The sequence below is a fragment of the Leptospira stimsonii genome (assembly GCF_003545885.1).
Taxonomy (GTDB): domain Bacteria; phylum Spirochaetota; class Leptospiria; order Leptospirales; family Leptospiraceae; genus Leptospira; species Leptospira stimsonii.
Genome location: NZ_QHCT01000002.1, coordinates 496,964 through 510,279 on the forward strand (window position 1 = coordinate 496,964; position 13,316 = coordinate 510,279).

A 13,316-nucleotide genomic window follows, 5' to 3' on the forward strand; every position below is an offset into this window, starting at 1 on the left:
CTTTATATGGAAAAACTTTTAGAAGTCATCTCTTTTATCCTACAAAAATCCCCGAATGGAAGGGACCGTTTGTCCCTTTCCAAGCTGATCTACTACGCGGACGGGGTTTACTTCCAAAAAAATGCGAAACTGATCACAAATCAGACTTATATCCATTTGGAAGATTCTCCTTGCGCTTTAGATTTTCAGTCGGCGTTGCTTCATCTGAGAAAAAACGGTCTAATAGATATCAAGCCCAGACTTACGGAAAAAGGAATCTCGGGATTTCAGATCGTTTGGACGGGAGATCCCGGAGAAGAGGCGGTCGATCTCAATCGACAGGAGAAACGAATCATTCGCAAAATTTTGGAAAATTTTAAGAATGCGGTCTACGACGAGAATCGGGTCTATCCGAATCTCTATGAAAACTACATCATTTCCCCACTTTTTGCGGAAATTCCATTCAGCATGGATACCTTAAATACCAAAATTCACTTTTTTAAGCGGAAAACGCTTTTAAATATCTCCGGTAAAATTTTTAAGGTACTATTTAGTGAATAACGGGACCCTAAGATGCAAATAACCGTAATGAAAGGTAAAATCCACCGGGCTACGGTAACGGACGCGGACCTGAACTATGAAGGCAGTCTGACCGTGGACATGGATCTCGTGGACGCGGCAGGAATGCGGGTCTATGAGAAGGTTTCCGTTGTGAACGTCAACAATGGAGCCCGTTTCGAGACCTATATCATCGAAGGAAAGCGCGGATCCGGAGAGATTTGTCTCAATGGAGCGGCCGCGAGACTCGGGATGAAGGGTGACAAGGTCATTATTATCACCTACGCACAAGTGGAAGAGAAAGAACTTCCCTCTAATTACTCCCCAAAAGTAGTTCACGTTGACGAAAATAACCGGAAACGGTAATTTTTGCAAAAAACGACTTTCCGAACCTAATTTCCGGCTCGTAGAGACCGATATAAATTAGTAAGAATTCCATCGGACCAGAATAACTATGAAATCTTTTTTGAGAATCTCTGTTTGCCTGCTACTTCTTTTCCTTGGTCAGTCATCCTATAGCCAAAACGCAGAAAAATCCGATCCGAACAAGAAGGACGGAGGAACAGAATACTATCCCCTCTCCTATTACGACGAACGTTTATCCGTGAAGAATATTTCCTTCTTCCGAAGACATTCCGACAACGGGAAGGGAGAATTTCTGGATGTGATGGTGGAACTGGAGAACCGCGACTTTGACCCGGCTAAATTTTCTGCCTATGTGATCGCTGTGAACGAAACCACTTCCGTAAGTGCGGAAAAAAGAGAACTCGTTCCCTTTCCGAAGTGGAGAGGTTATGATACCGAAAACAATACATTCGTGATCAACTTCCAGAATTTAATGCCTCAGAAACTCGAACCGAAGTCGGTTTGGGGAGAGGAAAAATTCAACAAGGTGAAAAAAGAATACGATGATAAAATCGCGAGAGGGGAAACCGTAAAAATGGGAATTCCTTCTCTGACGGAGATCATCACGTATCTTACCAATCATCCGGAAAACGCTTTGGAATTTACGATCTTTGGAGAACAAGGTCCGAAAAAAGACCAGGTTTTGATCAGTAACTTCGTGGATCAGACGGAAGATGAAAGAAAGAAACAATCTCACGATTCCCTGAACAAACACACTTACACGATCTACAACGCAAAGTATAAGACAACTCTGATGTCTCATCACTACACCGAGTATAGACCAGGATATGTGACTTACAACAAAGTTGTGATTCTGATCTTCAATCCGTTGAAAGAAAAAAACAAATTGGTTTATAGAAGATTCGTGGACGTTACGGGAATCAAACTCCTCAACTAAGAATCAAAGTTCTCTGTTTCCTCGGGCGGACCTCCGCCCGCTTCACGTTCTTCCTTCACGTTCTTCCTTCACGTTCTTCCTTCACGTTCTTCCTTCACGTTCTTCCTTCACGTTCTTCCTTCACGTTCTTCCTTCACGTTCTTCCTTCACGTGCTTCCTTCACGTGCTTCCTTCACGTGCTTCCTTCACGTGCTTCCTTCACGTGCTTCCTTCACGTGCTTCCTTCACGTGCTTCCTTCACGTGCTTCCTTCACGTGCTTCCTTCACGTTCTTACTCAGGCTTTTTCAAAATGAGTTTTCAGTTTCTTAAAATCGTACACAAAGCATAGAAACAAGTCCTGGCTCCCAGGAAATCCACTCGAATGCTTCTATCGATTTTTGTTTTTATTCTTACATTCTCAAAAAGAAGAATGTTTCCGAAAAGGAATAGCGGTTCTAAAAGTAGATCGAATTTTTCCGATCCGGAGTTCTCTCTTTCTCAAAATACTCTTTGAAAGGAGGAGTGTATCAAAGATAAAGTTCCAAACGCGTTTCCCGGAGAAGAAAAGAATCGTCTTACTTGTATTGGATGAGAAAAAAGTCTTGGAGTCCGATCGGAGCCAAGCCGTCCAAACTTCCGTTCGTAAAGCCGGTGACGTAAAGATTTCCGAATACATCGGAACGAATCCCGTTTCCATTCGTACTGGAAACTCCAACTGCCCCGTCTAAAATGGACCATTCTTTGTTTCCGTTGTTATCGTATTTTACCACAAAAAGGTCCTGAGCTCCGATGGGTGGCTTCCCATCAAAACCTCCGCTGGAAAATCCCGTTGCAAAAACGTTTCCAAAAGAATCGGAAGAAATTCCAAAGGCGGTTTGTGTGGCGCCAAGATCGCCCAAAAGACGGGTCCATTGTCGAGTGCCCGAAAGATCATACTTTACGATAAAGAGATCCTGATTGCCGGTCAACGTTTGTCCATCGAGGTTCGTTCCCGTAGCCCCTGTCGTATAAACGGCGTTAGACGTTCTATCGAACACGATCCCGAAAGCGGCTGTCAAAGAAGAACCGGTCAGACTTCCCAAAAGTCTCGTCCATTGTTTATTCCCGGCTCCGTCATACTTGACGACAAAAAGATCCTGAGTTCCGGTCAATGCCTGACCGTCCAAGTTTCCAAACGTGGACCCGGTCAAATAAACGTTCCCGGAAGAATCCGTTGCGACTCCAAAGGCACTCGTATTCGCGCCCGCCGCTCCCAATAGCCTCGTCCACTGTTTGTTTCCCGCGCTGTCATACTTTACGACAAAAAGATCCGGACTCCCAGTGATCACCTGACCGTCCAAATTATTGTTCACATCCCCTGCGACAAAAACGTTACCCAAAGAATCGAGCGCCACCGCATTGGAGGAAGTCTGTGTGCCGGGCGCTCCCAAAAGACGGGTCCACTGTTTGTTTCCGGAGGTATCATACTTGACGAGGAAAAGGTCTTGGATGCCCGAAAGGAGTTGCCCGTCCAAGTTTCCGTTTGTTTTACCGGTAGAATAAACGTTACCCGTAGAATCCGAAACGACGCCGGTTACCGAAGTATTGGAAGCGGCCACACCCAAAGTACGGCTCCAAAGTTTGTTTCCGACGTTATCGTATTTCGCTACGAAAATATCGAAAAGCCCGACCAAAGGATGTCCGTCCAGATTCCCGTTTGAAAAACCGCTGACATAAACGTTTCCGGAATCGTCCGAAGCAACACCGAACGAATTCGTGGTTGCGCCCGCAACACCCAAAAGTGTGGACCATTGTCGCAATCCGGTATTATTGATGACCGGAGGTTTTGTAGAAATGGAAAGACTCGTTCCACAAAACGAAGTCGGATCTTGCAGAAGAATTTTAAAAACTGCGGTTTTCAAAAACAATTCTCCGCTTGGATCGCAGAGGTTATTGGAACGAATCGCACAATGAAAAAGAAAGAAAGAGGAAAAACAGAAGACAATATTCCACAATCTGAATATACGAAACTTAAAAAAAATCATTGCACGCCTACTTAGAGAAAGCTCAAACGCAACGGTTCTTCACCTGAAAATCAAGGAAAGAAATCCGCACCAAACGTTCTCTTGAATCAGAGCAATCTCTTACTGAAAAGCAACGTTCTCCAACGATTCAGAGTCAACTTCTATGAATTTGAGTTGTTTGGGAAGGAATCAACCTCCTACAAAACGGCATAAACTACAGTTCTTAAAAAAGAGACGCTTCAATCCAACTTCAAACGCCAACAAAATCGAACCGACTTTTCCTTCCTTGAAACTCGTTCGCTCCATGACTCAAGCATTGCACTCGAAATCTTCTATTTTTGGAAAATTCTTTTTAGAAGGAAAAAGAGAATGAGGATCAGAAAAGATTCTTTGTATTGAAAAGGAGAATTCGGAAAACGATTTTGCTTAGTCCGTTTTTGATCGGAAAAAAGATGTGGGATGGAAAAGAATCTCAAGAAACCGAAATTCATTTTGCATCCTTTCTAAAAAAGAAGCCAACTCTCAAGGAAGGAATCAGAATTCTTCTCAAAGAATACAAATAAAACAAGATCTCAAAAAGCTTTTGAAATCGGAAGAATCAAAAAAGATGGTTTAGAGAGATTTTCTGGAACGTTTTGTTTGTTTCTTATAACGTTCGATGCTCTCCGGGACGTATCGTGTCGACCAATCCGCTCCGCTCATATTCTTCTCAATCCAACCCGTGCCGTGATCCCAGCGCCCGTCGGAAAGAAAATCAAAGAAGTAGGAGGAATTCATGTACCGATAGGAGTCCATGATGTCGAGAATGTCCCTTTTTACGGGGAAACCCTGGCCGTTTTCGCTTTCTGAAAAGAAGCTATTGTCCATTGGTTCAATTCTAAGAACAGGCATTTCGAATGTCCATTCTTTTATTATGTTCGCATTGATTGAACGATCGGTATGAAATCCTATTCCCAAAGCGTCATTTGCCCCTCTTCCGGATCCTTCGGAGAGGAAACGGTCGACTCCCCCCATTTTTTGCCGTGAAGGACCTCCTGACGCCGTTTTTTCACCTTCCTGGCTTCTTCTAAAATTCCTTCCAATTTCTCCTCTAAAAAATAACGCAATTGTTGCTCGATTTCGTTTTCTGTTTCGCGGATCAACACCATTCTATCCCCCAACTTTCCTCGGTTACGAAAGAAAGAATAAATCGGACCCCGGACAATGTTTTCCGGAAAGACTGGATTTATTTGGGATTCGTCAAAAAATTGCAATGAGAAAGGCCAATCGATGCTCAACATACCGGAACTTACAGACACTCTTCTCAACGGAAAGGATATAGATATCGAGTATAAATTCGTATCGGAAGAGGATCACCAACAGCTCTATAATTTATTGCTCAATATTTTAGGAAAGATCGACCGGCTCTTTCTCACGGAAGTAATTTCCACGATTCTAAAAGAAATTCTGATGAACGCGAACAAGGCCAACGCAAAAAGAATTTTCTTTTTGAAGAAGAATTTGGACATTCACAACGCGGATCAATACGCAAAAGGAATGAGAACCTTTCAACAGGAAATCACACATCACTGGGACGACCAAAAAGAAAGCCTGATCAACAGCAATTTTCAGATTCACCTTCGAGCGAAAATGATCAACAATAGCCTCGCGATTCTTGTGGAGAACGACGCCGCTCTTCTTCCCCAAGAAACCGAAAGAATAAAAAAAAGAATCGAATCCGCAAGAAAATACAACGATCTTTCCGATGCGTTTATGGATATTTCGGATTCCCAGGAAAGCGCGGGCCTCGGTTTAGTCCTCATTCAATTGCTCTTAAAAAATTCAGGAATCGGTTCGGATAAATTCAAAGTGGATACGGACGGAAAACTCACGAGGGCCACGCTCGTCGTTCCGCAACAGATCGTTCCGATCGACATCACGACCAAACTCAAAGAAAGAATTCTGGCGGAGATCGAAGGACTTCCTCCTCTTCCAAACACTCTGACTCGAATCATCTCCCTCTGCAACAATCCGGATTCGGATTTGACGATCATCGCAAACGAAATCGAAAAAAATCCTGCCTTGAGCGTGGATCTTTTAAAACTCTCGAACTCGGCCGGATTCGCGAGTAGAAACAAAGTCAACACGATCGTACAGGCGGTCAAGGTGGTGGGACTAAAGAACGTTCGAAACCTTCTCTACGTTTCCGGAGTTCGTAAGATCATGGATGGACGTTATGCGAAACTGCAAGAAGTGTGGAACCATTCCAATATGTGTAGTTTTTTTATCCGTCATATCGCCGGTCGAGGAGGAATGACTAGGGTGGCCGATATCGCCGCGGCGGGGGCGCTTTTGCACGACCTCGGAAAGTTTATCCTTCTTTCTTTGGATCAGAAACTCTTTATCAAGTTATCCAATTATCAAAAAGACAGGGACTTCGGAAGTTCCACGATCTTGGAAGAGATTTCGATCGGAATTTCCCATCCGACTCTAGGAGGACTTCTCGCAAAAAAGTGGGACTTTCCTCCGGATCTCGTGCAGATGATAGAATTTCATCACAGACCGTTTATGACGATGGGAAGCGTCTATCACGACTTAGTCGAACTCGTATATCTCGCAAATATGATGGTGGATTGTATCGATAAAAAGGCTTCCTTTTTCACGATTGACGAAACCATACTTCAAAAATACGATCTCACGGATAAAAAGACATTCGAAGAAACTTGCGAAAAACTCAGAAAGCTTTACAACATCGCAAGAATGGAGAACTAAAAACGTTTGAAATCGGATTCCCTACTCTCCCTCGAAGAAGTCAGTTATAAACCGACCGGTAAGATCATCTTAGACAAGGTCAGCTTTCGGATTCTCGAACACGAACACTGTGTCCTACTGGGAAGAAACGGAGCCGGGAAAAGCACCGTAGTCAATCTAATCTACGGAATGATCTGGGCGACATCCGGAACGATCCGGCTCTTCCAAGAAACCTACGGAGAAACGGCCATCCAAGAACTCAGAAAAAAAATCGGGATCTTAGACGCTTCTCAACAAGAAAACGCACTCCAAAGAAAACTGACCGTCTTCGACGTGATACTCACCGGACTCTTTCATACGATCGGATACTACAGAGATCCAAATCCGGAAGAAGAAAAAAAAGCCCTTCAAATCTTAGAGGACGCAGATCTACTTTCCAAAAAGGACCAATTCTACGTTACGCTCTCCTCTGGAGAAAAGAAAAAGATTTTGTTCTTAAGAAGTCTTGTAAGCGAGCCCGACCTTTTGATTTTGGACGAACCCTGCTCCTCTTTGGATCTGACGGCGAGAGAGGATTTTTTAGGATTTCTAAAACGATATCATTCTCAGAGAAAATTTACATCTCTGTACATCACACATCGACCGGAAGAAATCCCCGAATTCTATACAAAGGCCGTGTTGTTAAAAGAGGGAAGGGTTCTAAACGCCGGACCGATCGAAGAATCCTTTACGGAGGAACACCTTCAGGAACTCTACGACCTTTCCTTAAAAGTAAAAAGAATCAACGGAACCTGGTCCGTCATACCAAAAAGAAACGAATCAAACACTGCACATTCAAGAATTCCTTTTTAAAATCTGTAAGTGCAAGTCTTCGATACTTAGAATCGACCGACCAAACGCACGAAAGAGAAGAATTTCGCTCTGATCTTGGTAAGAAAACATATCTCCGTATCGATACGTGCGTCATGGGAAACCGTTTACAAATATCGTTCCGAATCAAGAAACGTTCCGGAATGTGCCTTCGAACTTTGCAAATCCATCGAATCAGAAAGCGATGAAGAATGGATCATCGATGCCTCACAAGGAAAACGCAAGACGATCATCAACAAAAAACGAGTATGGAATCCTCAATCATGGGTCCACTTGCCGATGGGAGAACCGGTTCACAATTTGATGTAAATTCTTGCAAACGCGGATGGATGTGAGTTTCTTTCCTTTTTAAAATCACAACGATGACTCCGGAAAAATTCTAAGAAGACGTAGACTGGGTTCAAAAGGATTGAAACGATTTAAAAAGTTTGATAAAAAGAAGTTCGGATAAGAAAAACCGATCCGAGGATGCATCTCATAAGAAGAATGTTATAAAAGCAGAATATTCCTCTAAAAACTAAAAAGGCGCCGAAGCGCCTTTTTAGTTTTTCTAAGTTCAAAGTTTTCCGGATCAGAAGTTACCAAGAAGTGCTTGGTATCTTGCGTTTTCTCTTTCCAACATTTGAGCTTGTTTGATATATTTTTGGGACTGAGCGTTGCTTGCGAGAAACTTACCACCGGTAGATCTTCTTGCAAGTTCTCTCAACTCATCCGCTCTTTGCGCTTTTTGTTGAGCCACTGCTCTTAAGTAATTTCCCACTGCGGTTTTCTGTTCTTTTGTTACGGCGCTTTCTACGATTGCTTTTTCCAAGAGTTGATCTTCCACTTCTTCTGAAACGGCGAAAACGGAACTTGCAGTCAGAAAGCCCAAAAGGGAAATTACAGAAATCAGTTTAGTTGTGTTCATGATTGAAACCTCAAGTTTTGTATTTATTTTTGCTTTAGAATCCGTCTTTCAAAATCGATTCATTTTAAGACGGTCTCTCGAGATCCAAAGTTTCTTCTTTTCTCTCTAACCAATACGACTCGTCCTTTTAAAAAAATAAATATTTTTTTTATAAATTTATAAATTTTATTTCCGATCCGATTTTATATTCTTTATTTTTAGAATATTCTATTTTTTGCAACTAACAAAGACCTGCCTATAACACGCAAAAGAAGCCATTTCCTTAAAATAAGAACAAAGTAAAAATCTAAACGAACGAATGAATCGAACGAGAACACGAAATTCCTAAAAATTGAACGAGAACCGTATTCCATTGAAACGATCCTTCCTATAGATTATACAAGTTTAAGAAGAAATCTCAAACAAACGAAAGTGTTTCTAAAGTTCGTTTTTTTTCTGAGGAAGAACTTTGATTCTTTCAACAGAATCAAAACTTCCCGGACAATTGTAGAAAGAAAACGCAAAAGCAAACGATACCTTTCGCCCAAAAAGTAAGCAAAGAATATTAGAAATGCGTATATAGTAAGAATCTTTGAAATGTTTTCACTCGAACGTCCTTTGAAACGAAAAGGATTGATAAGGGATACAACGCAGATTCTAATCCTTAGGGATTAAAGATCGAAAGTTCTTAGATTGAAAAACGGGGAGGTTCGAACGCAAACGGTATTTCGTCTCATTCGAAGATACGATTTTGTAAAGCGAATTCCTCTAAACCGAAATAACAACGGATTCAAAGAGAAGGATCGGGACGTTCCGGAAGTTCGTAGCTGACATACTCGCAGTCCGGAAATCGGTTACACTGGTAGAATTCCTTCTTTTTTGCGGTTTTCTTTTTCTGAAGAATTCCTTCCTTACAAAGCGGACAAATTCCCCAACCGGTTTCCTTTTTCTTTTCCCTTACATTCGCCCAACCTTTGCGAATCGTTCCGGAAGCAGTCTTGCTCGCGTCGATTTGAGTTTGAAGAGTTTTCCAAAGTCGGTTTAATATTTCGAAGGAATCGCTCTCGTTTCGTTCGATCTTATCCAAATCCGTCTCCAGATCCGCGGTAAACTTCTCCCGAAAAAGATCTCCAAAACTCGCTTGTAGAAAATAATTTACCTTTTCTCCCAATGGAAACGGAAAGAAGAATTTCTTGTCTTGATCGACGTATTTTCGTTTGAGAAGTGTTTCAGCGACGGTCGCGTATGTGGACGGGCGACCAATTCCTTCTTTTTCAAGTTTTGCCACCAGAGATCCTTCCGAGTATCGAGGTGGAGGTTCCGTTTGTTTCTTGTCCGCTTCCGCTTTCTGGACCAAAACGGAATCTCCCTTTTCCCAAAACGGAATCGGCTTGTTTTCGCTTTCGTTTAGAATTCTAAATCCGGAAAAGATCGTTTTTTTGGTCTCCAATCGGAACGTTTCTCCTGCCGTAAAAATTGAATATTCAATTTTTATAAACTCTTCCGGAGGAAGAAGAGACGCTACGGTTCGTTTCCAGATCAGCTCGTAAAGGAAAGATTCTTCTTTGGTTAGGATTCTTCTCGCATCCTGGGGGGTCAAAGAGACGTTCGTGACGCGGATCGCCTCGTGCGCGTCCTGGATCTTTCGGTTGGATTTTTTTGTTTTCGAAATGGAATCCGCAAATTCCTTTCCCAGATGGGTTAGAATCCAAGTTTGCGCCTGCGAAACAAACTCCGGACTCAAACGGGTGGAATCGCTCCGCATATAGGTGATAAGACCTTCCCTTTTTCCATTGCCGAGGTCGATCCCCTCATACAATTTTTGAGCGATGCTCATGGTTTTTTTGGAGGGAAACTGAAATCTACGAAAGGCTTCCTGTTGAAGACTCGCCGTTTGGAAGGGCGGAGGAGGAAAGTTCTTTCCGTTCGATTCCTTTTTTTCGGATATTTTCAGAACCTTTTCTTTTTGGATTTGGGAGAGAATAGAATTCGCCTTTTCTTCCGAAAAAATTCGTCCCCCTACCCTCTGAAAAATCCCTTCTTCTCCCTTCTTATCCTTTGCATAAATCAGAATATTATAATATACTTCCGATTGAAACGTTCGAATTTCCTCTTCTCGATCGCAAATCCATTTTAGTGCGACGGACTGAACGCGTCCCGCCGAAAGCCCGGGTCCGATTTCCTTCCAGAGGACAGGACTTATAAAATATCCGATCAGACGATCGCCGATCCTTCTCGTTTTTTGCGCGTCTACGAGGGATTCTTGAATCTGTGCGGGATTTTCCAATGCGGAAAGAATGGAATTTTTCGTGATTTCGGAGAAACGAATCCGAAAGACGTTCGATTTTTTTTTGAAACGATCGCGGATATAGGCGCTGATAAACTCACCTTCCCGATCCGGGTCGGTCGCTAAATAAATTTTTTCCGAGTCTTTGGCGGCTTTTACAATTTCGGAGACTACTTTTTTCTTTCCCGGAAGAATCGAGTATTCCGGTTCAAATCGATTTTTGAGATCAACTCCGAGTGTGCCCTTGGGAAGATCCGCGACGTGTCCCAACGTCGCAAGAATCTTATATTCTTTTCCCAGATAACCGGCAATGGTCTTTGCTTTGGATGGAGATTCAACGATGAGAAGGAAGGACACGAAGTTTTAGATTCTAACTTGGCCCGAGGTTTTCAATCAAATATCCGTTTTTGTAAGTTGGGTTTTTTCGTTTCGTTACGAGAAAGGGCTTTGTTCTTGGAGGCCAAATCGTACGCAATACAAAGGCACGAATCCGAAAGACGGCGATCGTCAAAAGTTCGATCCAACGAATGGGTTTGGGAAATCCCATCGCTTCCCGAAGCGGAGGTTCCATCAGACTAAAAAGGCCGTGAAAGAGAATCGTTTGTATTCCCGGAATTTTCGGAATTCTTCCTGCGAGAATTTGAAGAGTCGCCTGGCCGAGTCGTTCGCTCTCTGGTGTTCGTTTGAAATTTTCCGCTTCGAATTTTCGGTTCCAAGCTTCGAAGGCTGTGTAGTCATCATTCGGAAGATCCTTGATGTTCATGAGTTTTCCAACGTTCTTCCATAAAAAGAAGTTGGCGAGTTTCTCTTTTTCGGATCCCCTTCTCCAACCGAAACGAAGATTCCAACGAACCGGCTCGTAGATAAAAGTGCTCAGAGTATAAAGAAAATCCTGATTGGGAATCGGATACTTCTTATGAATTTGATTGAGCCTACGGATTGCGGCTCTTCCGTTTTCGGATTCGATTCCGTTCTCTAAAAACTCTCCCAAAAGAATCGCAGTATCATCGTATCTCTTCTGTCCGAATCTTTCAAATTGTTTCGTTTCATCTAAAATCTTTGCGATCGAAGGAATCGCAAACGTTTTAAAGAATCCTAATGCAAGGGAGATTTCTATATCCCTTGGAAAATCGTAACTTCCGGAAAGAAAGGATATTTTATGACAATCCTTCTCCGGATCCAATTCTTGAATCTGATTATAAATCGCATATCTGTTCCACATACCCGCAATTTGCAGAATCACGATTGTGATGCAAGAAAATTTCTTTCTAATTCCTTTGTTATCAAACCTTTACAAAGAAATGTAAACATTCGTTCACAAAGAATTGGATTCTTCTCATTAAAAAATTATCAGTTAAACCGAAATGAAGAAGGATCGATGGAGAATGGAATTCAAAAAAACATCTTTTAAGAGATCTTCGAAAAGAGAATTCGATCCCGAAATGGATTTCTCCGATTGAAAATTGGCTGAACCCTTTTTTTGAAAAGAAATTCGGATCGGAATCCTATTCAGGCAAAGAACAAAAACGAAAGATAATTCTCTCGACCTTTCGGAACGGGAATCGAATACAAAAGAAGGATGTCTCGGACAAAAAAGCCGTCATCGAGCGGAGTATATTCAAAAAATAGAATTTAGGACAAAAAAAACCCCGAGATCAGACGACCCCGGGGTTTTCCAATGGAGAAAATGTAGATCAATAATTCTTATGCGTTCGCAGGAACTGGGAACAAACCTTCGATCGAAAGATATCTTTCTCCCGTATCGTAAGAGAATGTGAGAACCTTAGAGCCTTCCGGAATTTCGGGAAGTTTTTTAGCAACCGCCGCGAGAGAAGCTCCGGAAGAAACGCCGATAAAGAGACCTTCTTCTTTTGCGGCCCTTTGTGCGTATTGAAAAGCCTCATCCTTGCTCACTTGAATCACACCGTCCAAAAGATCCGTGTGAAGGTTTTTTGGAATGAATCCCGCTCCGATTCCTTGAATCGGGTGTGGTCCTGGTTTTCCTCCGGAAATTACAGGAGAAGCTTCCGGTTCCACTGCGAATACTTTCAGTTTTGGGAACTTTTGTTTTAAGACTTGAGCGACACCTGTGATATGTCCTCCGGTTCCGACTCCGGTGATGATAAAATCCAATCCTTCCGGAAAGTCTTTCGCGATTTCCTGCGCGGTTGTTTCAACGTGAACTTTGATGTTCGCTTCGTTTTCAAACTGCTGTGGCATCCATGCTTTCGGATTTTCCGCTACGATTTGTTTTGCTTTTTCAATCGCACCGGGCATTCCCTTCTCTCTCGGAGTCAATTCGAACTCGGCTCCGTAAGCCGCCATGATTCTTCTTCTTTCAATACTCATCGACTCCGGCATTACCAAGAGAAGTTTATATCCCTTCACTGCCGCAACGAGCGCGAGTCCGATCCCCGTGTTTCCGGAAGTCGGTTCTACGATGATACTGTCTTTCGTGAGTTTTCCGGACTTTTCTGCGTCCTCGATCATCGAAAGTGCGATACGATCTTTGATGGATCCGCCCGGGTTGGATCTTTCTAATTTTACATAGATTTCGCTTTTTGTGTTGTACAAGCGGTTGATTTTTACGTGAGGAGTGTTTCCGATCGTTTCTAAAATACTCTTAGCTTTCATTTCTGTTTTCCTGCCTCTTCCAAGGGTTCTTTGAGTTTAGATGTTGTTATATTAGACATTTATTTCAATATAACAAATAGATTCAA

At 42.6% G+C, this 13,316-nt stretch carries 13 protein-coding genes and 1 pseudogene; 7 read left to right on the plus strand and 7 right to left on the minus strand.

Going from position 1 to position 13,316, the window contains the following annotated elements:
- The first annotated feature begins 6 nt into the window (after nucleotides 1-6).
- From DLM75_RS10460 to DLM75_RS10470, 3 genes are all read left to right on the plus strand, one after another.
- Entirely contained in the window at nucleotides 7-540 is a 534-nt protein-coding gene (locus tag DLM75_RS10460; protein WP_118968436.1) for a type II toxin-antitoxin system antitoxin SocA domain-containing protein, read from the plus strand.
- Nucleotides 541-567: 27 nt separating this feature from the next.
- Nucleotides 568-903: an aspartate 1-decarboxylase gene (gene panD / locus DLM75_RS10465; protein ID WP_100784009.1), complete on the plus strand. Its 336-nt coding sequence runs from the start codon at nucleotides 568-570 to the stop codon at nucleotides 901-903.
- Nucleotides 904-991: 88 nt separating this feature from the next.
- Nucleotides 992-1,840 carry a hypothetical protein gene (locus tag DLM75_RS10470; RefSeq protein ID WP_118968437.1) on the plus strand — a complete coding sequence of 283 codons (849 nt, stop codon included), beginning with the start codon at nucleotides 992-994 and terminating at the stop codon, nucleotides 1,838-1,840.
- A gap of 555 nt (nucleotides 1,841-2,395) precedes the next feature.
- Here the strand turns inward: DLM75_RS10470 and DLM75_RS10475 are convergent.
- Entirely contained in the window at nucleotides 2,396-3,721 is a 1,326-nt protein-coding gene (locus DLM75_RS10475) for an SBBP repeat-containing protein (protein WP_241547878.1), read from the minus strand.
- A gap of 524 nt (nucleotides 3,722-4,245) precedes the next feature.
- On the opposite strand from DLM75_RS10475, the gene DLM75_RS24255 reads away from it, so the two are divergent.
- Nucleotides 4,246-4,386: a hypothetical protein gene (locus DLM75_RS24255; RefSeq protein WP_158586464.1), complete on the plus strand. Its 141-nt coding sequence runs from the start codon at nucleotides 4,246-4,248 to the stop codon at nucleotides 4,384-4,386.
- A gap of 49 nt (nucleotides 4,387-4,435) precedes the next feature.
- Here the strand turns inward: DLM75_RS24255 and DLM75_RS10485 are convergent, their stop codons facing one another.
- Complete coding sequence (locus DLM75_RS10485) at nucleotides 4,436-4,714, minus strand: hypothetical protein (RefSeq protein WP_343286659.1); 279 nt, start codon at nucleotides 4,712-4,714, stop codon at nucleotides 4,436-4,438.
- Nucleotides 4,701-4,971, minus strand: a pseudogene (locus DLM75_RS10490) (LIC12077 family protein). The gene DLM75_RS10485 and the pseudogene DLM75_RS10490 overlap by 14 nt, the downstream one beginning before the upstream one ends.
- 121 nt (nucleotides 4,972-5,092) lie before the next feature.
- Here DLM75_RS10490 and DLM75_RS10495 point away from each other — a divergent pair.
- The 3 genes from DLM75_RS10495 (at nucleotide 5,093) to DLM75_RS10505 (ending at nucleotide 7,732) form a co-directional block, all read left to right on the plus strand.
- Nucleotides 5,093-6,574: an HDOD domain-containing protein gene (locus tag DLM75_RS10495; protein ID WP_118968600.1), complete on the plus strand. Its 1,482-nt coding sequence runs from the start codon at nucleotides 5,093-5,095 to the stop codon at nucleotides 6,572-6,574.
- A 6-nt stretch (nucleotides 6,575-6,580) separates the two neighbouring features.
- Entirely contained in the window at nucleotides 6,581-7,405 is an 825-nt protein-coding gene (locus DLM75_RS10500) for an ABC transporter ATP-binding protein (protein ID WP_118968441.1), read from the plus strand.
- Between the two features lie 75 nt (nucleotides 7,406-7,480).
- Entirely contained in the window at nucleotides 7,481-7,732 is a 252-nt protein-coding gene (locus DLM75_RS10505; RefSeq protein WP_118968442.1) for a hypothetical protein, read from the plus strand.
- Nucleotides 7,733-7,994: 262 nt separating this feature from the next.
- Here the strand turns inward: DLM75_RS10505 and DLM75_RS10510 are convergent, their stop codons facing one another.
- The 4 genes from DLM75_RS10510 to cysK form a co-directional block, all read right to left on the minus strand.
- Nucleotides 7,995-8,330 (minus strand): LIC10421/LIC12816 family protein, encoded by a 336-nt coding sequence (locus DLM75_RS10510; protein WP_118968443.1) that lies wholly within the window; start codon nucleotides 8,328-8,330, stop codon nucleotides 7,995-7,997.
- A 769-nt stretch (nucleotides 8,331-9,099) separates the two neighbouring features.
- Entirely contained in the window at nucleotides 9,100-10,953 is a 1,854-nt protein-coding gene (gene topA / locus DLM75_RS10515; protein ID WP_118968444.1) for a type I DNA topoisomerase, read from the minus strand.
- Between the two features lie 13 nt (nucleotides 10,954-10,966).
- Nucleotides 10,967-11,818, minus strand: coding sequence for an oxygenase MpaB family protein (locus DLM75_RS10520; protein WP_118968601.1), 852 nt, complete (start codon nucleotides 11,816-11,818; stop codon nucleotides 10,967-10,969).
- 482 nt (nucleotides 11,819-12,300) lie between these two features.
- Entirely contained in the window at nucleotides 12,301-13,230 is a 930-nt protein-coding gene (gene cysK, locus DLM75_RS10525; RefSeq protein WP_118968445.1) for a cysteine synthase A, read from the minus strand.
- Nucleotides 13,231-13,316: the final 86 nt, after the last annotated feature.